The organism is Bacillus atrophaeus (genome assembly GCF_001584335.1).
Taxonomy (GTDB): Bacteria; Bacillota; Bacilli; order Bacillales; family Bacillaceae; genus Bacillus; species Bacillus atrophaeus.
Window position 1 is genome coordinate 580,152 of sequence record NZ_LSBB01000020.1, and the last position, 25,787, is coordinate 605,938.

The following is a 25,787-nucleotide window of genomic DNA, read 5'->3' on the forward strand; positions in this document are numbered from 1 at the left end:
TATGGTAGTAGGAGATTTCCCTATTGAAACAGATACTCTTGTCATTGGTGCGGGACCTGGCGGCTATGTAGCTGCCATCCGCGCTGCTCAGCTTGGACAAAAAGTAACAGTCGTTGAAAAAGCAACTCTTGGAGGCGTTTGTCTGAACGTGGGATGTATCCCTTCAAAAGCGCTGATCAATGCAGGCCACCGTTATGAGAATGCTAAGCATTCTGATGATATGGGTATCACTGCTGAGAATGTAACAGTTGACTTTACAAAAGTTCAAGAATGGAAAGCCTCTGTAGTTGACAAGCTTACCGGCGGTGTTGCAGGTCTTTTGAAAGGCAACAAAGTTGATGTCGTAAAAGGCGAAGCTTATTTTGTAGACAGCAATTCTGTCCGTGTAATGGATGAGAACTCTGCTCAAACATACACGTTCAAAAACGCGATCCTTGCAACTGGGTCTCGTCCTATCGAATTGCCAAACTTCAAATATAGCGATCGTGTTCTGAATTCAACAGGCGCTCTTGCTCTTAAAGAAATTCCTAAGAAACTTGTCGTTATCGGCGGCGGTTACATCGGAACAGAGCTTGGCACAGCGTATGCGAACTTCGGAACTGAACTTGTAATTTTAGAAGGCGGAGACGAAATTCTTCCTGGCTTTGAAAAACAAATGAGTTCTCTTGTGAAACGCAACCTGAAGAAAAAAGGCAACGTTGAAATTCATACAAAAGCGATGGCGAAAAGCGTTGAAGAAAAAGCTGACGGCGTAACAGTCACTTTTGAAGTAAATGGTGAAGAGAAAACCGTTGATGCTGATTACGTATTAATCACAGTCGGACGCCGTCCAAACACTGACGAGCTTGGCTTAGAGCAAGTCGGCGTTGAAATGACAGACCGCGGTGTCGTAAAAACCGATAAACAATGCCGTACGAACGTACCTAACATTTACGCGATCGGTGATATTATCGACGGACCGCCGCTTGCTCATAAAGCGTCTTACGAAGGTAAAATCGCTGCAGAAGCAATCGCTGGAGAGCCTGCAGAAATTGATTACCTCGGCATTCCTGCGGTTGTCTTCTCTGAGCCGGAACTTGCGTCTGTGGGATACACTGAAGCACAGGCGAAAGAAGAAGGCCTTGAAATCGTTGCTGCTAAATTCCCATTTGCGGCGAATGGACGCGCTCTTTCTCTTAACGAAACTGACGGCTTCATGAAGCTGATCACTCGTAAAGAGGACGGACTTGTTATCGGTGCACAAATCGCCGGAGCAAGCGCTTCTGACATGATTTCTGAATTAAGCTTGGCAATCGAAGGCGGCATGACTGCTGAAGATATCGCTATGACAATTCACGCTCACCCGACATTGGGAGAGATCACGATGGAAGCTGCTGAAGTGGCAATCGGAAGCCCGATTCATATTGTGAAATAATTGTTAGATTATACAACAAAACAGCCTCTGCTTAGGTGCGGAGGCTGTTTTTATTTTGCCAAAACATGCTGTAATGGCTTAATGATATCTTCTTTTCTTTTTACGCATCCCTCTATCTTCACTACAACATGACTTTGATCTACAACCATAAGTGTCGGGACGGTTTCTATTTCATCTTCCCATCCTTTTTTATCATCATAAACCTTCATATTTTCCACATGATCAGGATAATCCTTCTCTAAATCAAGAAGGGCGTCATAATAAGGAACTTCTTTATCTATATGGTCTTCATCAGAAAAAAACAGGATTTGAGTATGATGAATGCTGTCGACCCCGCTTTTTTTGACTGGGCTGATAGTCGAAAGAGTGCAGCCTGACAAAACCAATATCGTGATTACAATGGGGATTGCCGCGCGAAATAGCATCTATCTTTCTCCTCTGTTTAAGATTATTAAACTTGTATTTCACCATTGGTAAACTAGTTCTAGTCTATCATGAGAACCGTTTAATCCTTGGCTTGTTACCTAATTGTTATATAATTGAAACTGTTTTTAAAGACAGATAACAAAACCTTCATATGGGCTGTATGAGTGAGTCGTTTCAGGTGACACATTATTCTTCGTTCTGTTCAAATTTTTTCGTTATACTGAGGGAAAATATAAATTTGAAAAACGGAGGGTTTTGATGTTTAAAGCGTTTGTATTAATAACGATGATGCTGCTTTTGGCAGCCTGTAATTCTGAAACCAGTACAAATGAGGAAGGAAAAACAAACAAAACACATTCTCATGTGTCCGATAAGGAGAGCCAGCAGCAAAAAAACGAGAAGAAAAAAGCTGAGAAAGGCGATAAAGCCGAAAAAAAAGAAGCCAAGTATGAAATCAATCCTGACACCGCTTCTGTTCAGAAGCTGAAGGGAAATAAGGAAGAAAAGCCAGTTGTGCTCTTAACAATTGACGACGCACCTGATAAGCATTCAGCAGATATTGCAGATCAATTGCACAAACAGAATGCATCAGCAATCTTTTTTGTGAATGGACATTTTTTAAAAAATGAAGAAAATAAAAAAGCATTAAAGCATATTTATGATTTAGGTTTTATGATTGGCAATCATACAATGACACATCAAAATTTAAAGGATTTGTCAGAAAAAGAGCAAAAAGAAGAAATTCTCGGTGTGAATAAAATGGTCGAGGATGTAACCGGAGAAAAGCCTGCATTTTTCAGAGCGCCTTTCGGAAGCAATACAGATTATAGTGAGAAGCTGATTAAGCAGGAGGGCATGGTGAAAATGAATTGGACGTACGGGTATGATTGGGAAACAAAATACCAATCAAAAGATGCCCTTACTGATATCATGGTGAACAGCCCTTATTTAACTGACGGAGCTAATTTATTGATGCATGATCGGGAGTGGACAGATCATGCAATGCCGCAAATTGTGACAAAGTTAAGAGATAAAGGATACAAAATCATTGATCCAAGAGAAATAAAACAAGCGGCTGAATAACTCATTAATAAATATTTTTCATCCTCAAAAAATAAATGTGACATACAGTTTGTTGTTGACATTTTAAATGTGACATATTAATATAATAACAACAAAAGAAATTAAGCGTTTTCAAAAAAAGAGAAATGGGGAATGAGAGATGGGAACGATTGTTTGCCAAGACTGTAACGAAGCCATTCATTACTTTGAGGATGAGAAGGTTACAACGTTTTATGGAACGTGCTGCGGACAATGTCAGTGTCATCTTGAAGAAGAATAATAAAAGCATGCGGTGTAAAAGCCGCATGCTTTTTTGTTGATTATCTTATTGTATGGCTTTTTGTTCCTTTATAACCCGAATCATTTGCAGCGTGGAATCTTCAGGTCCTTGGACAGGAAGCCCTGCTTCAAGATTCTTAAATATATAGCTGACGTTTTCTTCTGTAATGATCTCGCCGGGAATAAAGATCGGAATTCCGGGCGGGTATACCATAACAAACTCAGCGATAATTCGTCCCGCAGACTCTTTTAAAGGGATGATTTCTGTATTGGCGTAAAAAGCGTCCCGCGGAGTCATCGCGAGTAACGGAATATTAGGAAGAAGAACTTCTGTTTGATTTTGTTTACACTCACTTGCTGAAGCTTGGCGGGCGATTTCTTCCAATGCCGTCACCAAACGCTCTGCATCATCAGTCCGGTCTCCGGGGGTGAAGATACACAAGATATTATACAAATCCGACAGTTCTACTTCGATGTTATATGATTCACGAAGCCATTTTTCTACATCGTGACCTGTAAGCCCCAAATCCTTAACGGAAATGATCAATTTTGTCGGGTCATAATGGTACGCCGCTTTTGAACCGATGATCTCGGAGCCTACACAATATATGCCTTCGATATGATTCAGCCGTTCTCTCGTTTTGCCGGCAAGCATAATGGTTTCTTCTATGAGCTGATACCCTTCTGTCGCCAGGCGTTTTCTTGCCACGTCTAAAGAAGCCAGAAGCAGATATGATGTGGATGTCGTGGTCATCATACTGAGAATGGTTTGGACTCTTTCTTTTGACACAAGGCCTTCTTTTATATTTAAAATAGAGCTTTGGGTCAGCGATCCGCCCAATTTGTGAACACTGGTTGCTGCCATATCGGCTCCGGCCTGCATGGCTGAAAGCGGCAATTGGTCATGGAAATGAATATGAACGCCATGTGCTTCATCTACAAGCACGGGCACATCAAAGGAATGAGCAAGCTCCACAATGCTTTTCAAATCAGCGGCCACTCCAAAATACGTCGGATTGATAACCAATAGTCCCTTGGCATCAGGATGCTCAGTGAGTGCCCGTTTAGCTGATTCCGGAGTGATTCCGTGAGATATTCCAAGTTCATTGTCAATTTCAGGATGAATAAAAATAGGAACAGCTCCAGAAAATACAATGGCTGTCATAATTGACTTGTGAACGTTTCGCGGAATGATGATTTTGTCTCCCGGTCCGCAAACCGCCATAACCATTGTCATTATGGCGCCGCTGGTTCCTTGTACAGAAAAGAACGTATGATCAGCGCCAAAAGCTTTGGCAGCGAGATCCTGCGCATCTTTTATAATACCCTTCGGCGCATGAAGGTCATCCAATGGTTCAATGTTAATTAAATCTATACTTAGCGCATTTTCGCCGATAAATTGTCTGAATTCAGGGTCCATTCCTGCCCCTTTTTTGTGGCCGGGAATGTGAAATTGGACAGGCTGTCTGCTTGCGTGATTTTTCAGCCCGGTATATAGGGGTGTATCATGTTGCGACAATTGTTTTCCCACCTTCTTCATAATACCTTAACGTTAGTGTGTGTTATATTTAGTTTGTCAAACCGATTTTAGACGTAAAACAAATGAATTATATTACGAACTTGAAAGAAAGTAAAGAACAATTTATGATCTAATAAGGCTGTTTCCTAAAAGGGAAGCAGTGAATAAGGAGTGAAGAAAATGAATTACCAATATCCGATGGATGAGGATTGGACAACAGAAGAAGCGGTGGATGTGATTGCTTTTTTTCAGCAGGTTGAATTAGCCTACGAAAAAGGGGCTAACCGTGAAGAACTGCTGAGTGCCTATCGGCGCTTTAAAGAAATAGTGCCGGGGAAAGCGCAGGAAAAAACGCTATGCAGCGAGTTTGAAGAGCAAAGTACATATTCTCCGTATCGTACGGTAAAACAAGCGAAGGGATCAGAAGAAGCGATCATTAAAATGTAAGAAAACGAGCCGGATGAAAGTCACGGCTCGTTTTTCTTATGCTTGCGTCACTTTTTGGGTCAGTCGGTACAAAAAGGCAAGCTGTTGAAATGCATCTTCAATTTTTGAAAGAAACTCCTGGTTATTCATCTGAAGCACTTCTTCTTTTTGAAGCTGAATGCCGCATAAGAGCTCGGCCTTTTTGATTGTTTGTAATCGTTCGAACAAGGTTTTGAGCTGTTCTCTGTCCATGTCTGATTGCTTGTACACGCCAGGTTTCGTATGATCGGCTGACCAGACAAAGCTTCCGGGGATTTTTTTTGTGATACTGTCTTGCTGTGCTTCGAGCAATTTTCCGTATTCCTCTTTAATCGGAGACTCATAAATAATCGCAAACCATACAAATACATGAGTTTCCCACAGCCCGATTTGAAAATGAGGCAGTTTTTTGTATCCTCTTTTACTGTTGGCAAACGCAACCCAGCTATCGGCAGGAGGGTTGACGGATCTTCTGGCATGCTTTGCGACATGGGGAAACATTTCGTCACCGGTTAGAGCGGATAAAGAAGGTGCGAAATGCTCTCCTAAAGCGGTCAGCTTCGGCCGGACTTGCTCTTTCAGCACCTCCATGCGGGCGTCCAAACCTTCTATAGTAAATGTGTTAAAGTCTTCTTCCGTAAAACGCATGTGTGTCATGATTTTCCTCCTTAAACTAAGTATTCATATTTTATCACAGTTAGAATCACCAGCAAAAACATTGAGCACGTTTTAATTGAAGGGAAATGTGGTAATCAATGAGTAGGTAAACACACAATTTTCAGAATCATGTTACAGCTGATTATAAGATTCATACGATATAAGAAGTATCATTAGTGATTTGGGAAAATGGGATGCTTTTTAACACACAAATGATCTCTGGAAGGGGCGAAAGACAATGAGGCAAGTTGTGAAAGAAGGGTTTAAGGAAGAGAAAAACAACCGTGAAGCTGTCTGGAGACTAGAGGTTGATTATGAATTGGCAACCCTGTATGAGGCTCTGCAAAAAGGCAATGATGAACAAATTGATCTGACTAAACGCAAGCTTGAACGTCTCAGAAAAGAATGGATTCGTCTGAACGGTTAAAAGCTATAGTAAAAACGAACCGCTTGACTGGTTCGTTTTTACGTGAGAAGGCATTTTTTTCATATTTCTTGCTTTTTTACCGTTATTATCAGTATGCTAGAGAATAAAGAAAAAGGTATACATAGAAAAGAGGTACGGCGACATGACAAATTGGACGGAAATTGATGAAATTGCGAAAAAGTGGGTAAGAGAAGCGGGCAGCAGAATAAAACAATCCATGAATGAAAATTTGACAATAGAAACAAAATCAAATCCGAATGATTTAGTCACAAATATTGACAAGGAAACAGAAAAGTTTTTTATTGACCGCATTCAAGAAACGTTTCCCGGCCATCGCATACTCGGAGAAGAAGGACAAGGAGACGAACTCCATTCATTGGACGGAGTGGTCTGGATTATCGACCCGATTGATGGGACGATGAATTTTGTACACCAGCAGAGACATTTTGCAATATCAATCGGAATTTTTGAAAACGGAAAAGGCAAAATCGGTTTAATTTATGATGTGGTGCATGATGAGCTGTATCACGCATTTAGCGGAAAGGGAGCTTATATGAATGAAACGAAGCTTGTTCCTTTACAGGAAACCTCCATTGAAGAAGCGATTCTTGCCATTAACGCTACATGGGTGACAGAGAATAGAAGAATCGATCCAAGCGTTTTAGCGCCGCTTGTGAAAAGAGTAAGAGGCACGCGTTCCTATGGCTCTGCCGCTTTAGAACTGGCTAATGTCGCAGCGGGGAGAATTGACGCTTACATTACAATGCGGCTCGCTCCCTGGGATTATGCAGCCGGCTGTATCCTGTTAAATGAAGTGGGGGGCTTATATACGACAATTGACGGCGAACCGTTCACCTTTTTAGAAAATCACAGTGTATTGGCCGGAAATCCTTCCATACATAGAACGATATTCGAAGAGTACCTGCATGCTGGAAAATAGATATTTTGAACAGGATGACCTCAGCTTGTTAGAAAAGCTTGCGGAAGCTCATCCTGCCTGGAAAGAGGAGGAGCTAGGAGAGAAGAAAGACGCAGCAAGCTATATGCTCTCCTATTCCATGTATAACGGGTCATGGCTTGTATGGGAAAAAGACGGTCTGCCTATTGCGGTCAGCTACCATCTTGAGTGGGCCCCTTCCAATGGAAAGCCGTGGCTTGGAACAGTGTTAGTTGACCCTGCTGAGGAAAAAAAGGGGTATGCCCGGACGATTATTGAACAGATCGGCCAAACGCTTAATGAAAAACATAAAGCGGTGTTTGCAGCGGTTCCGATCAATCGGAATGAATGGATACTGTTTGTGAGCCAATGCGGCTTTGAACAGTTGAAACTAGAGAAAGATGAGAATGGCAAACAATTTATCATCTTGGTAAAGCCCTTGGCGGAAGCTGATGCTTAAACCGCTTTTTCCAGGACTTTGAGAAGCTGCCGTATGAGTGACGGCAGCTTCTTTTCTTTAGGCTGTGTTTATCATGTTAGACGTGTCGGGCTGTGAATATGCAAAAATAATAAACAGCCTCCCAATCCTTAGCGAAAGAATGAGAGGCAAGTCTGTTACTAATTGAAATATTATTTTTTTACCGCATGGATATAATGAATTGTTTCAAATGCAGACAGATAATCCGTCCGATTAGTAAAGAAAAGATCATTGATCGCAGCTGGTGATAAATGTTCATAAATGAGCAAACCTGATTTTTCTAACATGTTTTCGATTTCATAATAAGTGAAACAAGATTTCATTGGTTCTCCACTTGCCGAAGCCATTTTCACCATATTTTCAACTCTATTAGACATTCCTTTTTCTTTAAAGAGTGTTTCGTCTGCAAAATCAAAAACGATAGAGCTTCCTGATGGGACCTTGGTAAATAAATCTTTAATTAACCTTGAATTTTCTTCTTTCGTTAAATAATAAGAAACGCCCAATAGGCTAAAGAAAGTTTTTTTATTTTCAAATCCTTCATCTATTAGTTGTTGATAAGAGAACTTATTGGTGAAGTCCATCGGAACAAAATGAAGATTACCCGGGATTTTAAAATGGGCATCATCCAACTTTTTCTTTTTAAATTCCTGTGTAGCCGGATAATCAATTTCAAATATTTCTAAGCTGTTTTTCAATTCAGGACGCCGCAAACAAAAAGTATCTAATCCAGCTCCAAGTATGACGTACTGTTTTAACCCTAACATTACCTCATGAAGTATTACTTTTTCGCAATACGCAGCACGTGCTAAGGGTGTTGGAGAAAGCTGGACTTGGGTAATCCATTTTAAAATTTCATCTGGATCATTTTGAAACCTTCGAGCAAGATCTTTGTTGAAGAACTGTATTCCTTGAATCATATTCTCACTGATGTCTGAAAACTCTTTTTGAGAAATTAGATCTTTAGCAATAAAATCATCGAAAATTTTTGGTGTGTCATATTTACTGTGATATGCTCGACCAAAAGCTGAAATTAAGGAAGTTAAACTGGACTCATTTTCCTTCATACAATGACCCTCCCGCATAAACAAAAAAAGATTCCCCTGGCCAGGAGAATCTTATTATACATATAAAAATTTTAATTTTCAATTATAGCATAAATAAATAATTTTGTCAATAAAAACTTATGTTTAAAAGTGTGAAATTAGCGTTTTTACAATTTCAAGCGTATGGGCTTGGGTAAAATCGAATTCGGCACCTTACTTTATACATCTTGATCTCCATGCATAATTATAATAGCCGGCACCTCGCGGGGCACATAGTCAGAGTTTGCTTTTGGGTTCTTCCAATAAGTTTGATCCCGTAGAATGAAAGAGGGGGAATCAATTAATTTTTAAAAAACAAAGCCTGAGACATTTGCATCTCAGGCTTTGTTAAGAGTTTCAAAGGATTACAAACCTACAGCATTCCAGGCAGCTTCCACCTTAGCGGCGTCAGTTGAGCCGTAAAGGTCGCGCGCAGATTGAATCAAGGCAGCCTTCGCCTCTTTGAAAGTGGAAGAAGGCGTGAGGTACGTTGTTAACGCACGGTAATAAATCTGCTGTGATTTAGAAACGCCGAGTTTTGTAATGGTATTGTAAGCAGCTTTGTTTGGAATTCCGCTGTTAGTGTGCACACCGCCATAATCACCTTCATCCGTATTCGGCAGGTTTTGATAGTCGGCATAATTGTCAGGCTGGTCATATTTAGTTGGATTTGACAGACTGCGGAGAGCCGGCTGGCTGACCGTAATGTCTTCACCTATATCCCAGTCTTCTGTATCGTTAAAATAACCAAATACGTCGGAGAAGGACTCGTTTAATGCCCCTGGCTGATTTTCATAGACAAGGTTTGCCGTTTCTTGTGTGACACCGTGTGTCATTTCATGCGCCGTCACATCCAATGAACCGGAAAGCGGGGAGAAGAATGATCCGTCGCCGTCACCATAAATCATTTGATCTCCTGTCCAGGCGGCATTATTATAACGGCTGCCGAAATGAACCGAAGAAACGATTTTGCTGCCTCTGTTATCATAACTGTTGCGTTTAAAATTAGAATAAAAATAATCATACACTTTACCCAAGTTATAGTGAGCATCAACGGCTGCCCGCTGTGATGAAGCTGTGAATTTATTTGTCGTGCTGGAGACAAGCGTTCCTGGAAGGCGGCTTTCTCTATTTTGCAAATCGTACGTGATAATTTGAGTGCCTGTTGGTTTTGAAAGGTCTCTTAATACATATTTGCCATTTTCTGAAGAGATATTAAGTGGCACCGTGGCTCCTTTTAAGGTTGTGCCTGTTCCTGTAGCAGCTACATGCTCTACTTTATTTTGCTGTTTTAATATTTTTCCTGTTTCAGCATCAACGATGACTTCCCAGTTTGCAGGTTCCGGTTCGATATAGCGAATCGTCACATCATAGGCGAGACGATAGCTGCCGTCCTCGGTTTTCACTGCTTTTAAATCTGCTTTGTTGCTGTTTCCGGCACTGCCGTTTGACACAGCATCTTGTGCTTTGCCTATTGCTTTGAAAGCCAGTGACAAAGCTTTCTCAGAGGACACTTTTTTACTATTCTCTGTTTTGGGAGCAGATTCATTGTGTAATTCTCCGTTAATCGCATAGACATTATCGGCTTTGTCGACGTGAATGATCACTTGTGAATCTTTAATAGGCACCCCATTAATAACGGGAGCATATCGAAAATGCTTGTACCCGAGGTTATCTGTCGTGCTTTCCACAAGCTTCAGCCTCTTGGAAGGATCACCTTTAAAAATGGCGCTGTTCTTTTTCAAAAACTGTTTTACAGCTGCGTCATTATTAGCAGCGAGCTCCGTTTGCGCTATTGCGTTTTTCGACAGGAAGTTCGTTTGATTCTCCTTAAGCTGATGACTTTCTGCAGCCTGAACTCCCGGAAGGCTGATTGACAAACTCATAAACGAAGCGGCGACAGCAACAGACAATTTCTTACCTAAACCCACAATAAATCCCCCTTTTTTGAAAAAACTGAAAAATCTTATATCATTATATTAAACGAGCATTCTAGGTTTCACAACAAAAATTAACATTACTAGACAAAATTGATATATTTGTCCTGTGTTTACTTTTGTTGAATAATATCGAAATAAGCCAAGTGTCATACGAGATGCGTTATTTGTGTTTGATTGAAAGACATTTGTGTTTTCTCTTTTTTTTCAATAAGCCGTTTGACGCTTTTTGTAAGCCTGTGCACATTCAGAGCATAAAAGAAAAGAGTTGTTTAGAGAGGGAGATTTTTTTGTTTTTATTGAAACTTTTTAATAAGTGATGTGTCTAACCGAATGAGGCCTTAATAAGATGTAAAGGATTGTTGGACATGTTGGAGTTATTCAGTCATTATATACTGCATTTTGAGCGGTATTTTATTTTAAGCAGGCAGAGCGTTTTGATTATTCAATGGTCAATCGTCGGGCTTGCCGCTTTATATGCTTTAAATGTAACAAAAGGTTTCGATTGAACACTTGGAGACAGCTAAGGATTTAGCACAAGATACTTTTATCAAGGCGTTTAACGGGCTTTCGCCTATCACATGTTTATTGATTGGGTACCGGCGCGAGAGAAATATTTTGTGAGAGATTTGCTCCCTTTATATATAGAAGGTGACTGCGGCAAAGAAACGGAAACGTTTATAAAAGGGCATATAAGCAGCTGTGAAGAGTGCGGAGAATTATATGAATTAATGAAGGAGCCTATTGAACTCGAATCAGCGGAGAACGAGGAAGTTGTCTTATTAGAGACAGAAGAAAAGCGATTTCAGCAAAGATATTATGGCCTGCTTCTGATAAAAGCGGCCTGCTGGTTCGGTGCTGTTTTTATTGCAATGCTCATCATAAAGCTGCTGATATAATATAAAAAGCGCCCGGCCGATAAGGACCGGGCGCTTTTTTGATGGTTAAGCCTCAGGGTGGAGCGCGTTATAAATAGCCGCCAACTGCTCTTGAGAAAGAGAACTGAAGAGCTTTTCATAAATTTTCACTTGTGCAGGTGAGGCACCCGCTTCGATTGCTGCATCAATATCAAATGAATATTCACCATCTGCTTCAACAATGGATGCCTGAAGAATTTGAATTTTATGAGAGAAGGAAGTAAAAATCTTATCGACAATAAGGGCTTCTTTTTCCGTGAAACCAAGCTCCTGCGCTTTCTCAACATCGAATTTGTACTCACCATCTTCTACATAAATACTCTGTGATACGATCTCAATGAATTCGGATGATGTATCCCAAATTTTCGCGATAACTTGAGCTTCTTCCTCGGTCAGACCCAATTCGACTGCTTTTTCACTGTCAAAAAAGTATTTGCCGTCCTTTTCATATATAGACTGATTTAAGATATCGATAAATTTTTCAAGATCCTCTTGGTTTACAACAGTATGATTCGCAACCGGTGTGCTGGAATTGAATGGTTTTTCACTGGCGGAAGCGTCAGGTCCGAACGCAAGCAAAGTGGCTGAAGTAAGAGCGGCAGTCGTTAATACGGCTTTTTTTAAGAATGGTTTGTTCATTTTTTTCTCTCCCTTTTTGTGAATGTTTTGGTTACATTCACCATTATAGGAGGAGAATGGTGTAATAAAAATGGGCTTTATGGTATTTTATGTCTTTTTCCGGCGGACTATTTGTTCTGTTAAAAAATAGGAATCTCAGCTGAATGAACTAACATCCTGAATTTATTTTGCGGCTTCCTGACTAGCTTTAGGGTGAGATAAGACTTAAAAAACACCGCTATAGAGAGCGGTGTTTTTTTCTTTCTTTGATTAATTTTTTCGCTGAACGGTAATGCTTTTAATCAAGCAGCCCTTGTTCGCGCATTTTTCTTTTTAAAGTGAATCCGCTTCCCATAACGGCACAGACAAGCAAGATGCTTCCAATGATGCCTAATGCGCTTTTTTCGGCGATTGAGACGCCGATCAGCATAATGCTGAAAACTGCCGCGAATGCAAATAATAATAAAACCCATTTGATCTTTTTCATAATCCGCCATCCCCTTTTTACATCTTCATCATAAGTTTACAGAAAAACGTGACGCTTTTAAAGAGGATGTGTGATATAATATGAAAGTTATCTATTTATTTTAGGAGATGAAAATGTGAAACTTCGAACAGATCTTCGCAACATCGCGATTATTGCCCACGTTGACCATGGGAAAACGACATTGGTCGATCAGCTTTTGCATCAGGCTGGTACGTTCCGTGCCAACGAAAATATCGCCGAGCGCGCTATGGACTCAAATGATCTTGAACGCGAACGCGGTATTACAATATTAGCGAAAAATACTGCGATTAATTATAAAGATACACGCATTAATATTTTGGATACTCCGGGACACGCAGATTTCGGGGGAGAAGTAGAACGTATCATGAAAATGGTTGACGGCGTATTGCTTGTTGTTGATGCCTATGAAGGCTGTATGCCGCAGACTCGTTTCGTATTAAAGAAAGCATTGGAACAAAACCTTAACCCGGTTGTTGTTGTAAACAAAATCGACCGTGATTTTGCACGTCCAGAAGAAGTAATTGATGAAGTTCTTGACTTGTTTATCGAGCTTGACGCTTCTGAAGAACAGCTTGAATTCCCTGTCGTTTATGCTTCTGCGATTAACGGGACAGCCAGCCTGGACCCGAAACAGCAGGATGAAAACATGGAATCTTTATATGAAACGATTGTAAATCATGTTCCTGCTCCTGTTGATAATTCTGAAGAGCCGCTTCAATTCCAAGTTGCGCTTCTTGATTATAACGATTATGTCGGCCGTATCGGAATCGGACGTGTATTCCGCGGGACGATGAAAGTCGGACAGCAAGTTTCCTTAATGAAGCTTGACGGAACAGCAAAATCTTTCCGTGTAACAAAAATCTTAGGTTTCCAAGGCTTAAAGCGTGTGGAAATTGAAGAAGCGAAAGCCGGAGATCTTGTGGCTGTTTCAGGTATGGAGGATATTAACGTCGGTGAAACAGTGTGTCCTGTTGAGCATCAAGAGCCGCTGCCGATCCTTCGCATTGATGAGCCTACTCTTCAAATGACATTTGTTGTGAATAACAGTCCCTTTGCAGGCCGAGAAGGAAAATACGTTACTTCACGTAAAATTGAAGAGCGCCTTCAAGCCCAGCTTCAGACAGATGTCAGCTTGCGCGTAGATCCGACTGCATCACCTGACGCTTGGGTGGTATCCGGACGCGGTGAGCTTCACTTGTCTATTTTAATTGAAAACATGCGTCGTGAAGGTTATGAGCTGCAAGTATCAAAACCTGAAGTTATCGTCAGAGATATCGACGGTGTCCGCTGTGAGCCTGTAGAACGGGTTCAAATTGATGTGCCTGAAGAGCATACCGGTTCTGTTATGGAATCAATGGGTGCAAGAAAAGGCGAAATGATTGATATGATCAATAACGGTAACGGGCAAGTCCGCCTGATCTTTACTGTGCCTTCCCGCGGCTTAATCGGATACTCAACTGAGTTCCTTTCATTAACGCGCGGCTTCGGTATTCTTAACCATACATTTGACAGCTACCAGCCGATGCAAAAAGGCCAAGTCGGCGGACGTCGTCAAGGTGTGCTTGTTTCAATGGAAAACGGAAAATCTACGGCGTACGGAATTCAAGGAATTGAAGACCGCGGTGTGATTTTTGTTGAGCCTGGTACAGAAGTATACGAAGGAATGATTGTCGGCGAACATAACCGTGACAACGACTTGGTTGTTAACGTAAGCAAAATGAAACAGCAGACAAACGTGCGTTCAGCTACTAAAGACCAGACAACAACCATTAAAAAAGCGCGCATCATGTCTCTTGAGGAATCTTTAGAGTACTTAAATGAAGATGAATATTGCGAAGTAACGCCAGAATCCATCCGTTTAAGAAAGAAAATCCTTAATAAAAACGAACGCGAAAAATCTGCTAAAAAGAAAAAAACAGCAGGATTGTCCTAATCCCTTGCAGAATTTGAAAAGGTAGTACCTGCACGTTATAGGGGAGGGAACCTTTTTGAATGAAGTGAGCGAACGCCTGTCGTTCTTCGCTGCTCTCTATAAAGTGGATGAGCAGCCGGGAACGGGCATGTGGCTGTTATACGGAACGATCTTTGTTTTGGCTGTTATCGTATTTAAACTCGGCTTTGCCAAGCGGCTTCCTATTTTAAAATCAGCCGTTGTCTACTTGTTTTTAGCGCTCGGCTGTACTGTATTAACCTTTTTGGGTGTGTTTTTGCCAGTCGCCGAGGGGTTGGTTGTGGCAGCGCTGATTTTAATCATATACAAAATCCGTTTGCATCAGTCGAAAAAAGAACAGTCGGCGGAATCGTAAATAAAAATGACTTAGCCAAACGGCTAAGTCATTTTTTTCTGACAAGAATGATAATCGTAATAGAAAGCGCCGGAAATGAGCGCGCATTTTTTATGTGAAGGCAATAAAGAACAATAGTGAAAAATCTGGCATGAGGCTGATATGCGTTTTATACACGGACCATGCCTCATTTTTTCACTTTTTCTTTTTTTGGTTGTCCAGGGTGAAAAGAGAAGCGCCCGGTGTTCAACCGTTCTTCAGTCCTGATTTTTATCCGTTCATGACATACTTGGCACATATATGTATGAATCGGGCGGTTTCGAAGCCGTTTCGCCATCAGTGTTTCATCATCAATTTGTTCAATTTTGTCGCAAATAGAACATTGAACCCTCATTGAATATCACCTCTTTCACTCTGAAAAGCATTATACCATGGATTGCCGTTTTTCGAAAAAAAAGAAAAAGCTTAAGCCGCTTGGCTTAAAGCTTAATCATTTTTGTTCTTTTTCATATGATTGTCTGATTGGTCGTTTTGTTCCTGATCCAGTTCTTTTTCCTGCTTTTGATTAAGTTGGTCATTATTATGTTCGGTCTGTGACTCTTTTTCGTTGTCTGTCACGTCGTTTGGCACTTCAGGGAGCACTCGGCCGACAATTGCAGCCAGTTCATCCAAAATGCCTGTGACCGGACGCCCGGCGGTGATTTCCCTGCCCATTTCCTGTAAACGGCTGACTGTGTCCGGGTCAGCAATGACAGCAGCATTGGCACCGTATGGGTCATTCTTTAAGGCTTGAGCGACAGAGTACTTGATGGTTTCAACTTTGCTTCTCTCCAAGGTGTCGTCCACATCAATGCCGACAACCGCGTATCTTCCAAGAACGATGGCTGTAGCATCTTTTACTTCAGGCACTCTCTCTGTGACCTTGACAAGGTGTTTTGCAATGTCTGGCCGGGATGTATTGTCTGCCGTTTCCTGTGAAGTGTTTTTCACGTGAATCGGTTTTGAATTTTCTTGTCTCGCGGAATCATTTTGAAGATGCTGCTTAGAGCCTCCCTGTTGGTTGGCACATGCTGACAGCACAAGAACAGCTTGGATGATGATAAAAAGAATTCGCACTTGCAGGTTCCCTCCTTGAAATGCATTCAATAATTTTATTGTTGAATTAACCTTCTATCTTTATTCACAAAAACATATATTTTAGCAGGCACTTCACCAATTTTCATCTAAGAGAAGCAGGAAGGACTTTGACCCTTATATCGGGAGGCTGAGACTTGAGTAAAATTTATGTGTTAGATACGAACGTATTATTGCAGGATCCTAACGCCATTTTTTCTTTTGAAGAAAACGAAGTTGTCATCCCTGCTGTTGTTTTAGAAGAGGTTGACTCGAAAAAACGGTATATGGACGAAGTTGGGAGGAACGCGAGGCACGTATCTAAGCTGATAGACGGATTAAGGCTGAAGGGAAGACTGCATGAACAAGTGCCGCTCGACTGCGGAGGAACGCTCAGGATTGAGCTGAACCACCGCTCTTTCCATCAGCTTCAAGAAATATTTATTGAAAAAACAAATGACAATCGCATACTGGCGGTTGCTAAAAATTTAAGTCTCGAAGAAGAAACAAAGGAAGAGGGACGGCCTGTCATTCTGGTCAGTAAGGACGTGCTGGTGAGAGTGAAAGCGGATGCGATCGGTCTCTTGGCTGAGGACTTCTTAAATGATCGGGTTGTGGACAATGATGACATGTATGCCGGCTATAAAGATTTGTATGTCAATAAAGAACTCTTCTCCTCTTTTTACGGGAAAAAAGAAATTAAGGCGAAGGATCTAAAGCACCACCGGTTTTATCCGAATCAGTTTGCGTTAATGAAGGATGAACTGGGCGGATCTTCTTCAGCGGTCGGCATAGCTGACAAAACCGGAACAATCGTTAAAAGGCTTGTGTTTGATGATGAGCACGTATGGGGAATCCGACCGAAAAATGTGCAGCAGACTATGGCTCTAGAGCTTTTGCTGCGCGAAGATATTCCGCTCGTCACCTTGACAGGAAAAGCGGGCACAGGCAAAACGCTTCTTGCTTTGGCGGCTGGGCTATTGCAGACCGAAGACTTAGGCATTTATAAAAAGCTCATTGTTGCAAGGCCAATCGTCCCGGTCGGGAAAGATATCGGGTATTTGCCGGGAGAAAAAGAGGAGAAGCTTAAGCCGTGGATGCAGCCTATTTTTGATAACTTGGAGTTTCTGTTCAACGCAAAGAAACCGGGAGAGCTGGAGGCCATTTTGGCTGGGATCGGTTCGATTCAAGTTGAGGCGCTGACATATATCAGGGGAAGGAGCATTCCGGATCAATTTATCATCATTGATGAGGCGCAAAACCTGACCAAGCATGAAGTGAAAACTTTGCTGACTAGGGTCGGGGAAGGCAGTAAAATCGTATTGATGGGTGACCCAGAACAAATAGATCACCCATATTTAGACAGTTTAAATAATGGTCTTGCATATGTGGTGGAACGGTTTAAAGAACAACATATTTCCGGCAGTGTCAAGCTTCTAAAAGGAGAGCGGTCCGGACTCGCCCAGCTAGCTGCGGATCTGCTGTAGCTTATGCCTTAGATAATCTCTAATTCTTTTAGGCCGGTGATCGGCTGCTCACGATTTGAGTGATCGGCAAAATAAATGTGAACGGGACCGTCCTCTTGTAACGGTTTGCCGGATTCACTAAAATGGACAATACTGTCCACTGCCTTATCCAGCGGAACAGAAATTCTTTCCGTATTGGTGATAAATACACATTGGACAGCAGATTCCAGTGGCTCGGCATTTTTCAGCACAGTGCCTAGTTTCATCGCAAAGCTGCCATTCATCAGTTTTTCTTTTTCGAACCGCTTTTCTGTTTTTAATGTCGGCGGGGCAATTTGCCCTTCCCTGATCAGACGCTCTGTATCGAGTGTTTCTTGCTCTTCCCCCGTTTGATAGCCTGTTGCGGATTCTTTATTCCAGCTGTCAAATGGGAACTTGCGGTCATCAAAAATCCAAACGCTTGGATCAATCGTAATCGGGTATGTAACATTGCCTTTTACTTGTATGATACTCATGCTTATGACCTCCTTCTCTCAAAAGTATAAAAGTTTTCGCATGAATTGTCACTTTACGTAACAAATTATGTGTAATGAACTGCTGAAGAGCGAGGGTGATTATATGGTATGCCGGCATAATGATGAGCTGGAAGCGTTGGTGCGAGAAGCGAAAAAAATGACAGGGCGGGGAAAAGTGGCTGATTATATTCCTGCATTGGCAGAGGCTGACGAGAATGACCTTTCTGTGGCGATATATTATACAGAAAATACATGTCTGTCAGCCGGTGATATAGAAAAAACATTTACTCTTCAAAGCATATCTAAAGTATTGTCGCTTGCGCTCGTGTTAATGGATTATGGTAAAGACAGGGTATTCAGCTATGTGGGGCAAGAACCGACCGGCGACCCGTTTAATTCTATTATAAAGCTGGAAACGGTGAATCCGAGCAAACCGTTAAATCCGATGATCAATGCAGGCGCACTAGTAGTTACAAGCTTAATCAAAGGAAAGACTGCAAAAGACAGACTCGATTATTTACTTGCGTTTATCAGAAGGCTTGCGAACAATGAGAAGATAACCTACTGCCAAAATGTGGCGGAGTCTGAATATAAAACATCTATGATTAATAGGGCAATGTGTTATTACATGAAACAATATGAGATCCTTCATGATGATGTGGAATCTGTGATGGATTTATATACCAAACAATGCGCGATTGAGATGAACAGTCTTGATTTGGCCAAAATCGGATGTGTATTTGCTTTAAACGGAAAACATCCTGAAACGGGGGAGCAAGTCATTCCGAAAGATGTTGCCAGAATTTGCAAAACTTTCATGGTGACATGCGGCATGTATAATGCAAGCGGAGAATTTGCCATCAAGATCGGAATTCCTGCGAAAAGCGGAGTATCAGGGGGCATCATGGGCATTTCGCCTTATGATTTCGGCATCGGCATTTTCGGTCCGGCCTTAGATGAAAAAGGCAACAGCATAGCGGGTGTGAAGCTTTTGGAATTAATGTCTGAGACATACAGGCTGAGTATTTTTTAATTTCGCTATTATCATGACATCTGCTTAAATCCTCTTGCAATTTCAGCTGATACCCTTTATGATAAATAGAAGAATTAGGTACTCGCCTGGGGAACGGAGGGATACTTTTGGCTTCAGAGATGATAGTTGACCATCGGCAGAAGGCACTAGATTTGCTGAAATTAGATGCTGAGAAGATTTTGAAGCTGATCCGAGTACAAATGGATAACTTAACGATGCCTCAATGTCCTCTTTATGAAGAGGTTTTGGATACTCAAATGTTCGGACTGTCGAGGGAGATCGATTTTGCTGTCCGCCTGGGATTAGTTGATGAAAAAGACGGAAAAGAGCTTTTAACCACATTGGAACGCGAATTGTCAGCTTTACATGACGCGTTTACAGGAAAATAAATGATAAAACTCAAACTCGATTAACGGTTTGGGTTTTTTTGTAACCGCGATTATAGGGATTCATTCACTTCGTTAAGACGGACTTTTTTTGCACAGTTCATCCGAATCTTATAGAGAATCTTCGTGCTGATTCATAAATTGTAGTAAAATAAAAAAGGTACATAAGCCAAGGAAGCAGGAAGCAGGAAGCAGGGAAGAGGATGTTATGTTAAAAAGAATGTTAAAATCTTATGATTACTCATTGATATTCGCAATTATTTTACTATGCGGATTCGGTTTAGTGATGGTATACAGCGCCAGTATGATTACCGCTGTTTCGCGCTACGGGGTGAACAGTGATTTTTTCTTTAATAGGCAGGTGCTGTTTTTCATAGCGGGAAGTATTTTGTTTATTATCATGGCGTTATTCCCGTACAAGGCGCTCGCCAATCAGAAATTTCAAAAAATAATGCTGCTCCTTTCACTCATCGCTTTATGTGCTTTGTTTATTTTTGGACATGTAGCCGGTAATGCGCAAAGCTGGTTTAAAATTTTCGGGATCAGCATTCAGCCCGGTGAATTCGTAAAACTGACAGTCATTTTATACCTTGCGGCTGTTTACGCCAAAAAACAAAGCTACATCGACCAATTATTAACCGGAGTGGCGCCGCCGGTGGTTGTCACAGTCATTATCTGCTCATTAATCGCCATTCAGCCCGATCTTGGTACAGCGATGATTATCGGGATGATTGCGCTGTGCATGATCTTATGCTCGGGATTCAGCGGAAAAACCCTATTAAAGCTTGTGGTCATGGGCGGAATCGTTTTGCTGCTCGTCAGTCCTCTCGTTTATTTTAATTGGGACAGCATTTTGACAGAAGGCAGATTAGCCCGTTTTGAAAGTTTTGAGAACCCGTTTAATTATGCGAATTCATCAGGACTTCAGGTTGTCAACTCATATTATGCGATCGGGTCGGGCGGGATTTTCGGTCTCGGGCTTGGGGAAAGCATTCAGAAGTATGGTTACCTGCCTGAATCGCATACCGATTTTATCATGGCCGTTATCGCTGAAGAACTAGGTGTTTTTGGAGTTTTATTTGTTATTTTTCTATTGAGCTTTATCGTTTTAAAAGGCTTTTATATTGCCCGCAAATGTGAAGATCCGTTTGGGAGCCTGCTTGCGATCGGGATATCCAGCATGATTGCCATTCAATCGTTCATTAACCTTGGCGGTGTCAGCGGGTTAATTCCGATTACGGGTGTGACGCTGCCGTTTGTCAGTTATGGAGGCTCTTCATTGCTCTTATTATTAGGCAGCACGGGGATTTTGGTCAATATCAGCATGTTTGTTGACTATTTCGAAAAAAAGAAAAAGAAAGAGGACTTGTCACCAAAGGGATTGAAAAAGAAACAGGTGAAAAAATCTGTTTATCTGTAAAAAACAATTGTATACATGGGAAGGATATTCCTTTATTATAGATTATTAAATGGGACAAGGGGGAGAGAATTTTGTCACAACAACAGTTGATACAAAAGGTTTTAGTTGCCAACAGAGGGGAAATCGCTATTCGGATATTCCGGGCTTGTACAGAGCTGAATATCCGTACAGTTGCGGTTTACTCAAAAGAAGATTCAGGTTCTTATCATCGCTACAAAGCAGATGAAGCGTATCTGGTCGGTGAAGGTAAAAAGCCGATTGACGCTTATCTGGATATCGAGGGAATCATTGAAATTGCAAAGAGAAACCAGGTGGACGCTATTCACCCGGGATACGGTTTCTTATCTGAAAATATACAATTTGCGAAACGGTGTGAAGAGGAAGGGATCGTCTTTATCGGACCGACTTCAGAGCATTTAAATATGTTTGGTGACAAAGTGAAAGCCCGTGAGCAGGCGGAAAAAGCAGGAATCCCTGTTATACCGGGAAGCGACGGACCAGCAGAAACCCTCGAAGCTGTTGAGCAATTCGGACAAGCACATGGCTATCCGTTCATTATTAAAGCTTCACTTGGCGGCGGCGGACGCGGTATGAGGATTGTAAGAAGTGAAAATGAAGTCAAAGAAGCGTTTGAACGTGCGAAATCTGAAGCGAAAGCAGCCTTTGGAAATGATGAAGTTTATGTAGAGAAACTGATCGAAAACCCAAAACATATTGAAGTCCAGGTGATTGGGGATAAAAACGGCAATGTCGTTCATCTCTATGAAAGAGACTGCTCCGTCCAAAGACGCCATCAAAAAGTCATCGAGGTAGCACCAAGTGTGTCGCTATCAAATGAATTGAGAGATCAGATTTGCGAAGCTGCAGTGGCGCTCGCTAAAAATGTTCAATACATAAATGCAGGGACAGTAGAATTTCTGGTTGCTAACGACGAGTTTTTCTTCATTGAAGTAAACCCGCGAGTACAGGTCGAGCATACGATTACAGAGATGATTACAGGAGTCGATATTGTTCAAACGCAGATTCTAGTTGCACAAGGGTACGAACTGCACAGCCGTGAAGTAAACATTCCTGAGCAAAAGGATATTTTCACAATCGGTTTCGCCATCCAGTCTCGTGTCACAACGGAAGATCCGCTGAACGATTTTATGCCTGATACAGGGAAAATCATGGCTTACCGCTCAGGCGGCGGCTTCGGTGTCCGCCTCGATACCGGAAACAGTTTTCAGGGCGCAGTTATTACACCGTATTACGACTCTCTGCTCGTGAAGCTGTCCACGTGGGCTTTAACATTTGAACAGGCATCAGCAAAAATGGTTCGAAACCTTCAAGAATTCCGGATTAGAGGAATTAAAACAAATATTCCGTTTCTTGAAAATGTGGCTAAGCATGAAAAATTCCTGACAGGCCAGTACGATACGTCCTTTATCGATACAACGCCTGAATTATTCGTATTCCCAAAACAGAAGGACCGCGGCACAAAAATGCTGACTTATATCGGCAACGTGACAGTTAATGGGTTCCCGGGGATTGGAAAAACAGAAAAACCTGCCTTTGACAAACCGCATACGGTTAAAGTGAATATTGATGAAGAGCCTAAAAAGGGCACAAAGCAAATTCTCGATGAAAGAGGTGCTGAAGGTCTGGCGAATTGGGTAAAAGAGCAAAAACCTGTTCTTTTAACGGATACAACATTCAGAGACGCCCATCAGTCACTATTAGCAACCAGAATCAGAACAAATGATTTGAAGAAAATCGCTAATCCTACGTCTGTGTTATGGCCTGAACTCTTCAGTATGGAGGTTTGGGGAGGCGCGACCTTTGATGTAGCGTACCGTTTCTTGAAAGAAGATCCTTGGAAGCGCCTGGAGGATTTACGCAAGGAAGTGCCGAATACGCTGTTCCAAATGCTGCTTCGTTCTTCAAATGCAGTCGGCTATACAAATTATCCCGACAATGTCATTCAGGAGTTTGTGAAACAGTCCGCCCATTCCGGCGTTGATGTGTTCCGGATTTTCGACAGTCTTAACTGGGTAAAAGGAATGACACTGGCAATTGATGCGGTGCGCAAAACGGGGAAAGTAGCAGAAGCGGCAATCTGTTATACCGGAGATATTCTTGATAAGAGCCGCTCTAAATATGATTTGGCTTACTATACATCTATGGCGAAGGAGCTTGAAGCAGCCGGAGCCCATATATTAGGCATTAAAGATATGGCCGGCCTGTTAAAGCCTCAGGCGGCATATGAATTAGTGTCTGCGTTAAAAGAAACAGTTGATATTCCGGTTCATCTTCATACGCATGATACAAGCGGCAACGGAATTTACATGTATGCGAAAGCAGCAGAAGCAGGCGCGGACATCGTTGACGTGGCTGTAAGCTCAATGGCGGGCTTAACATCTCAGCCGAGCGCAAGCGGATTTTATCATGCAATGGAAGGGAACGGCCGCCGCCCGAATATGAATGTACAGGGCGTTGAGTTGCTGTCGCAGTATTGGGAGTCAGTCCGTAAATATTACAATGAATTTGAAAGCGGAATGAACTCGCCGCATACAGAAATTTATGAGCATGAGATGCCGGGCGGACAATACAGCAACCTTCAGCAGCAGGCGAAGGGTGTAGGGCTCGGCGACCGCTGGAATGAAGTGAAAACGATGTACAGACGTGTAAATGACATGTTTGGCGACATTGTGAAGGTGACGCCATCCTCTAAGGTAGTCGGAGACATGGCCCTTTATATGGTGCAAAACAACCTGTCTGAAAATGACGTTTACGAAAAAGGCGAAACACTGGATTTTCCTGACTCTGTTGTGGAGCTGTTTAAAGGAAATATCGGCCAGCCGCACGGCGGATTTCCGAAAAAACTTCAAAAACTGATCTTAAAAGGCCAAGAGCCGATCACGGTCAGACCTGGTGAATTGCTTGAACCAGTATCCTTTGAAGCAATTAAACAGGAATTTAAAGAAAAACATGGGACGGAAATCACAGATCAGGAAGCAGTGGCTTATGCGCTCTACCCTAAAGTATTTACTGACTTTGTGAAAACGGCTGAAAACTATGGCGATATTTCCGTATTAGACACGCCCACTTTCTTCTACGGCATGACACTCGGTGAAGAGATCGAAGTTGAAATTGAACGCGGAAAAACATTGATTGTGAAGCTCGTTTCGATTGGTGAGCCTCAGCCTGATGCCACACGTGTCCTTTACTTCGAACTGAACGGCCAGCCGCGTGAGGTTGTTATAAAGGATGAAAGCATTAAATCTTCCGTTCAGGAGAAATTAAAGGCCGACCGGTCTAACCCAAATCACATTGCGGCATCTATGCCTGGCACTGTTATTAAGCTATTGACGGAAGCTGGAGCGAAGGTGGAAAAAGGTGATCATCTGATGATTAACGAAGCAATGAAAATGGAAACAACTGTACAGGCGCCTTTCTCAGGAACAATAACAAATGTACATGTGAAAAACGGAGATCCGATTCAAACAGGGGATCTTCTGCTTGAAATAGAAAAGGCTTGAGTGGCAAGAGTGTATATCTGATGATATACACTCTTGTTTTGATTTCCGGTAAAAGAAGTGTAAAAAAGGGAGAGAAACTTAAAAGAAGTAATCAAGTAGCTTCGCAGAGATATCAGGCTTACATTCAATACAATTTTGACAGGATGATCTCCCGAATAGAATTTCATTAGGACAGTGCTTGAATGGCGAAAGTTATCCGGATGAAGGCAAACAAGACCCAGAGCCATATCCCATAAAAAAAGGCCAGAGCTTTTTACCAGCTTTGGCCTTTTCTATAAATTAATTGTTCGATTGTTTTGATTCGTAGCGGAAGCGTGCAATTAATAATAAGAAATAACACAAAACGCCAAATAAGCACGCGATAAAGAATGAGTGGGCGAGTGCAAAGCCCAGCGCCATTTCGGAGTACACAATCATAATTCCTGAAAGCGCCTGTAATGTGACAAATGTCAGGCAGGCGATCCAGCCCCAAAAGATTTGTTTTTGCTCTCTATAAGAAGTGATGGCATGAACAGAGGCTACGATAATCCAGACAAACAGCAAAACGGCTGCCGCTCTGTGCCCCATTTGCACCCATTCTTGAAATTGAGTCGGGATGCCATTGTTCAGCCGGCTGCACAACGGGACATCCGGACATGCCAAGCTTGATTTCGTATGCCGGACGTAAGCGCCTGTATAGACGACAATATACGAATAGATCAGAATGCCTATCATATGAAATTGCATTTTCTTACCGATCTGAAGCGGTTTTACGAGTTTTCTAGCCGATTTATCAGCTTCAAATATCAGTAATGTTAATAGCAAAACTGAAGCGAAAGAAATCAGAGAAATTCCAAAGTGAAGCGCCATAATGAGCGCGTTTGATCCGAAGACGACTGCCAATGCGCCGAGCAGCGCCTGTAGAAACAAAAAGATAATTGACATGATAGCGAGAAATGTTGTCTCACGGAAGATAGGCGTAATTTTTCTCCATGACCAAAACGCCAAGCTAAGCACTAATATAATTGATACACCGCTTGCAAGCCTGTGGCTCCATTCTATAATCGAAGCGGGATTTAATTCAGGAAAGAATCGTCCGTGACAAAGCGGCCATTGTCTTCCGCACCCTTGGCCTGATCCTGTTTTGGTGACGAGAGCGCCGCCAATCAGCACGATGAGCATCACAAATGTTGTTAATACGCTGAGAGCTTTTAGTAACTTATTCATCAAGTATCCACCTTCTTAACTAACTGCTGCAATTTTATATACGTTCCAAGTGTAAGCGAAGATGTGTTCCGTGGCAATTCCCAGACCCTTTTGTTCACAAAAATATAATAGAA

At 42.0% G+C, this 25,787-nt stretch carries 26 protein-coding genes and 1 pseudogene; 16 read left to right on the plus strand and 11 right to left on the minus strand.

Features of this window, described 5'->3' with window-relative positions; all coding sequences use genetic code 11:
• Position 1 precedes the first annotated feature (1 nt).
• Positions 2-1,414, plus strand: a complete 1,413-nt coding sequence (gene lpdA, locus AXI57_RS16610; protein WP_003329131.1) for a dihydrolipoyl dehydrogenase — start codon at positions 2-4, stop codon at positions 1,412-1,414.
• A 50-nt stretch (positions 1,415-1,464) separates the two neighbouring features.
• Here the strand turns inward: lpdA and AXI57_RS16615 are convergent, their stop codons facing one another.
• Positions 1,465-1,839: a hypothetical protein gene (locus AXI57_RS16615; RefSeq protein WP_003329130.1), complete on the minus strand. Its 375-nt coding sequence runs from the start codon at positions 1,837-1,839 to the stop codon at positions 1,465-1,467.
• Between the two features lie 259 nt (positions 1,840-2,098).
• On the opposite strand from AXI57_RS16615, the gene AXI57_RS16620 reads away from it, so the two are divergent.
• Together AXI57_RS16620 and AXI57_RS21055 are read left to right on the plus strand one after the other, a co-directional pair.
• Complete coding sequence (locus AXI57_RS16620; RefSeq protein WP_061670713.1) at positions 2,099-2,923, plus strand: polysaccharide deacetylase family protein; 825 nt, start codon at positions 2,099-2,101, stop codon at positions 2,921-2,923.
• A gap of 139 nt (positions 2,924-3,062) precedes the next feature.
• Entirely contained in the window at positions 3,063-3,182 is a 120-nt protein-coding gene (locus AXI57_RS21055; RefSeq protein WP_003329127.1) for a GapA-binding peptide SR1P, read from the plus strand.
• 45 nt (positions 3,183-3,227) lie between these two features.
• Here AXI57_RS21055 and AXI57_RS16625 read toward each other — a convergent pair whose 3' ends face one another.
• Positions 3,228-4,700, minus strand: a complete 1,473-nt coding sequence (locus AXI57_RS16625) for an aminotransferase class I/II-fold pyridoxal phosphate-dependent enzyme (protein ID WP_003329126.1) — start codon at positions 4,698-4,700, stop codon at positions 3,228-3,230.
• 180 nt (positions 4,701-4,880) lie between these two features.
• Here AXI57_RS16625 and AXI57_RS16630 point away from each other — a divergent pair, with 180 nt between their 5' ends.
• Complete coding sequence (locus AXI57_RS16630) at positions 4,881-5,147, plus strand: UPF0223 family protein (RefSeq protein ID WP_003329125.1); 267 nt, start codon at positions 4,881-4,883, stop codon at positions 5,145-5,147.
• 36 nt (positions 5,148-5,183) lie between these two features.
• Here the strand turns inward: AXI57_RS16630 and AXI57_RS16635 are convergent, their stop codons facing one another.
• Complete coding sequence (locus tag AXI57_RS16635) at positions 5,184-5,822, minus strand: YktB family protein (protein WP_003329124.1); 639 nt, start codon at positions 5,820-5,822, stop codon at positions 5,184-5,186.
• A 238-nt stretch (positions 5,823-6,060) separates the two neighbouring features.
• Between AXI57_RS16635 and AXI57_RS16640 the strand changes: the two genes are divergently transcribed.
• The 3 genes from AXI57_RS16640 (at position 6,061) to AXI57_RS16650 (ending at position 7,646) form a co-directional block, all read left to right on the plus strand.
• Complete coding sequence (locus AXI57_RS16640) at positions 6,061-6,249, plus strand: hypothetical protein (protein WP_003329123.1); 189 nt, start codon at positions 6,061-6,063, stop codon at positions 6,247-6,249.
• A gap of 142 nt (positions 6,250-6,391) precedes the next feature.
• Positions 6,392-7,189, plus strand: a complete 798-nt coding sequence (gene suhB / locus AXI57_RS16645; RefSeq protein ID WP_061670714.1) for an inositol-1-monophosphatase — start codon at positions 6,392-6,394, stop codon at positions 7,187-7,189.
• 25 nt (positions 7,190-7,214) lie between these two features.
• Positions 7,215-7,646 carry a GNAT family N-acetyltransferase gene (locus AXI57_RS16650; protein WP_141292138.1) on the plus strand — a complete coding sequence of 144 codons (432 nt, stop codon included), beginning with the start codon at positions 7,215-7,217 and terminating at the stop codon, positions 7,644-7,646.
• Positions 7,647-7,816: 170 nt separating this feature from the next.
• On the opposite strand, the gene AXI57_RS16655 is transcribed toward AXI57_RS16650, so the two are convergent.
• Both AXI57_RS16655 and AXI57_RS16660 read right to left on the minus strand, forming a co-directional pair.
• A complete protein-coding gene (locus AXI57_RS16655; RefSeq protein WP_061670716.1) occupies positions 7,817-8,731 on the minus strand; it encodes a class I SAM-dependent methyltransferase in 915 nt (304 codons plus the stop codon).
• Between the two features lie 383 nt (positions 8,732-9,114).
• On the minus strand, positions 9,115-10,680 hold the full coding sequence (locus tag AXI57_RS16660) for a M4 family metallopeptidase (RefSeq protein ID WP_061670717.1): 1,566 nt from the start codon (positions 10,678-10,680) through the stop codon (positions 9,115-9,117).
• Between the two features lie 365 nt (positions 10,681-11,045).
• Between AXI57_RS16660 and AXI57_RS21480 the strand changes: the two are divergent.
• Positions 11,046-11,171: pseudogene (locus AXI57_RS21480) on the plus strand (hypothetical protein); the annotation flags it as partial.
• A gap of 96 nt (positions 11,172-11,267) precedes the next feature.
• Positions 11,268-11,585 carry a zf-HC2 domain-containing protein gene (locus AXI57_RS16665; protein ID WP_061670718.1) on the plus strand — a complete coding sequence of 106 codons (318 nt, stop codon included), beginning with the start codon at positions 11,268-11,270 and terminating at the stop codon, positions 11,583-11,585.
• A 45-nt stretch (positions 11,586-11,630) separates the two neighbouring features.
• Here the strand turns inward: AXI57_RS16665 and AXI57_RS16670 are convergent, their stop codons facing one another.
• A complete protein-coding gene (locus tag AXI57_RS16670; protein WP_061670719.1) occupies positions 11,631-12,242 on the minus strand; it encodes a hypothetical protein in 612 nt (203 codons plus the stop codon).
• Between the two features lie 277 nt (positions 12,243-12,519).
• Entirely contained in the window at positions 12,520-12,708 is a 189-nt protein-coding gene (locus AXI57_RS16675) for a YlaF family protein (protein ID WP_003329112.1), read from the minus strand.
• Between the two features lie 115 nt (positions 12,709-12,823).
• Between AXI57_RS16675 and typA the strand changes: the two genes are divergently transcribed.
• Positions 12,824-14,662, plus strand: a complete 1,839-nt coding sequence (typA, locus tag AXI57_RS16680; protein WP_003329111.1) for a translational GTPase TypA — start codon at positions 12,824-12,826, stop codon at positions 14,660-14,662.
• A 55-nt stretch (positions 14,663-14,717) separates the two neighbouring features.
• Positions 14,718-15,035 (plus strand): YlaH-like family protein, encoded by a 318-nt coding sequence (locus AXI57_RS16685; RefSeq protein ID WP_003329109.1) that lies wholly within the window; start codon positions 14,718-14,720, stop codon positions 15,033-15,035.
• Between the two features lie 166 nt (positions 15,036-15,201).
• On the opposite strand, the gene AXI57_RS16690 is transcribed toward AXI57_RS16685, so the two are convergent.
• Positions 15,202-15,408: a YlaI family protein gene (locus tag AXI57_RS16690; protein ID WP_003329108.1), complete on the minus strand. Its 207-nt coding sequence runs from the start codon at positions 15,406-15,408 to the stop codon at positions 15,202-15,204.
• Between the two features lie 92 nt (positions 15,409-15,500).
• Positions 15,501-16,130, minus strand: coding sequence for a YhcN/YlaJ family sporulation lipoprotein (locus AXI57_RS16695; RefSeq protein WP_003329107.1), 630 nt, complete (start codon positions 16,128-16,130; stop codon positions 15,501-15,503).
• A 155-nt stretch (positions 16,131-16,285) separates the two neighbouring features.
• Between AXI57_RS16695 and AXI57_RS16700 the strand changes: the two genes are divergently transcribed.
• Entirely contained in the window at positions 16,286-17,614 is a 1,329-nt protein-coding gene (locus AXI57_RS16700) for a PhoH family protein (protein WP_010788502.1), read from the plus strand.
• A gap of 8 nt (positions 17,615-17,622) precedes the next feature.
• Here AXI57_RS16700 and AXI57_RS16705 read toward each other — a convergent pair whose 3' ends face one another.
• Positions 17,623-18,108, minus strand: a complete 486-nt coding sequence (locus AXI57_RS16705; RefSeq protein ID WP_061670720.1) for a hypothetical protein — start codon at positions 18,106-18,108, stop codon at positions 17,623-17,625.
• 103 nt (positions 18,109-18,211) lie between these two features.
• Here AXI57_RS16705 and glsA point away from each other — a divergent pair, with 103 nt between their 5' ends.
• The 4 genes from glsA (at position 18,212) to pyc (ending at position 24,468) form a co-directional block, all read left to right on the plus strand.
• Complete coding sequence (gene glsA, locus AXI57_RS16710; protein WP_061670721.1) at positions 18,212-19,141, plus strand: glutaminase A; 930 nt, start codon at positions 18,212-18,214, stop codon at positions 19,139-19,141.
• 107 nt (positions 19,142-19,248) lie between these two features.
• Positions 19,249-19,530: an Fpa/YlaN family protein gene (locus AXI57_RS16715; RefSeq protein ID WP_003329103.1), complete on the plus strand. Its 282-nt coding sequence runs from the start codon at positions 19,249-19,251 to the stop codon at positions 19,528-19,530.
• A 205-nt stretch (positions 19,531-19,735) separates the two neighbouring features.
• A complete protein-coding gene (locus AXI57_RS16720; protein ID WP_013390500.1) occupies positions 19,736-20,947 on the plus strand; it encodes an FtsW/RodA/SpoVE family cell cycle protein in 1,212 nt (403 codons plus the stop codon).
• A gap of 71 nt (positions 20,948-21,018) precedes the next feature.
• The gene (gene pyc / locus AXI57_RS16725) at positions 21,019-24,468 is read left to right on the plus strand and encodes a pyruvate carboxylase (RefSeq protein ID WP_061670722.1); all 3,450 of its coding nucleotides are present in this window, start codon (positions 21,019-21,021) and stop codon (positions 24,466-24,468) included.
• 279 nt (positions 24,469-24,747) lie between these two features.
• Here pyc and ctaA read toward each other — a convergent pair whose 3' ends face one another.
• Positions 24,748-25,674 carry a heme A synthase CtaA gene (ctaA, locus tag AXI57_RS16730; protein WP_013390501.1) on the minus strand — a complete coding sequence of 309 codons (927 nt, stop codon included), beginning with the start codon at positions 25,672-25,674 and terminating at the stop codon, positions 24,748-24,750.
• Positions 25,675-25,787 lie beyond the last annotated feature (113 nt).

What these genes read in the sequence shown, in the direction of transcription:
- lpdA (WP_003329131.1), top strand. Translation starts at nt 2, where the DNA reads ATGGTAGTAGGAGATTTCCCTATTGAAACAGATACTCTTGTCATTGGT.
- AXI57_RS16615 (WP_003329130.1), bottom strand. Translation starts at nt 1,839, where the DNA reads ATGCTATTTCGCGCGGCAATCCCCATTGTAATCACGATATTGGTTTTG.
- AXI57_RS16620 (WP_061670713.1), top strand. Translation starts at nt 2,099, where the DNA reads ATGTTTAAAGCGTTTGTATTAATAACGATGATGCTGCTTTTGGCAGCC.
- AXI57_RS21055 (WP_003329127.1), top strand. Translation starts at nt 3,063, where the DNA reads ATGGGAACGATTGTTTGCCAAGACTGTAACGAAGCCATTCATTACTTT.
- AXI57_RS16630 (WP_003329125.1), top strand. Translation starts at nt 4,881, where the DNA reads ATGAATTACCAATATCCGATGGATGAGGATTGGACAACAGAAGAAGCG.
- AXI57_RS16635 (WP_003329124.1), bottom strand. Translation starts at nt 5,822, where the DNA reads ATGACACACATGCGTTTTACGGAAGAAGACTTTAACACATTTACTATA.
- AXI57_RS16640 (WP_003329123.1), top strand. Translation starts at nt 6,061, where the DNA reads ATGAGGCAAGTTGTGAAAGAAGGGTTTAAGGAAGAGAAAAACAACCGT.
- suhB (WP_061670714.1), top strand. Translation starts at nt 6,392, where the DNA reads ATGACAAATTGGACGGAAATTGATGAAATTGCGAAAAAGTGGGTAAGA.
- AXI57_RS16655 (WP_061670716.1), bottom strand. Translation starts at nt 8,731, where the DNA reads ATGAAGGAAAATGAGTCCAGTTTAACTTCCTTAATTTCAGCTTTTGGT.
- AXI57_RS16665 (WP_061670718.1), top strand. Translation starts at nt 11,268, where the DNA reads ATGTTTATTGATTGGGTACCGGCGCGAGAGAAATATTTTGTGAGAGAT.
- AXI57_RS16670 (WP_061670719.1), bottom strand. Translation starts at nt 12,242, where the DNA reads ATGAACAAACCATTCTTAAAAAAAGCCGTATTAACGACTGCCGCTCTT.
- AXI57_RS16675 (WP_003329112.1), bottom strand. Translation starts at nt 12,708, where the DNA reads ATGAAAAAGATCAAATGGGTTTTATTATTATTTGCATTCGCGGCAGTT.
- AXI57_RS16690 (WP_003329108.1), bottom strand. Translation starts at nt 15,408, where the DNA reads ATGAGGGTTCAATGTTCTATTTGCGACAAAATTGAACAAATTGATGAT.
- AXI57_RS16705 (WP_061670720.1), bottom strand. Translation starts at nt 18,108, where the DNA reads ATGAGTATCATACAAGTAAAAGGCAATGTTACATACCCGATTACGATT.
- glsA (WP_061670721.1), top strand. Translation starts at nt 18,212, where the DNA reads ATGGTATGCCGGCATAATGATGAGCTGGAAGCGTTGGTGCGAGAAGCG.
- AXI57_RS16720 (WP_013390500.1), top strand. Translation starts at nt 19,736, where the DNA reads ATGTTAAAAAGAATGTTAAAATCTTATGATTACTCATTGATATTCGCA.
- ctaA (WP_013390501.1), bottom strand. Translation starts at nt 25,674, where the DNA reads ATGAATAAGTTACTAAAAGCTCTCAGCGTATTAACAACATTTGTGATG.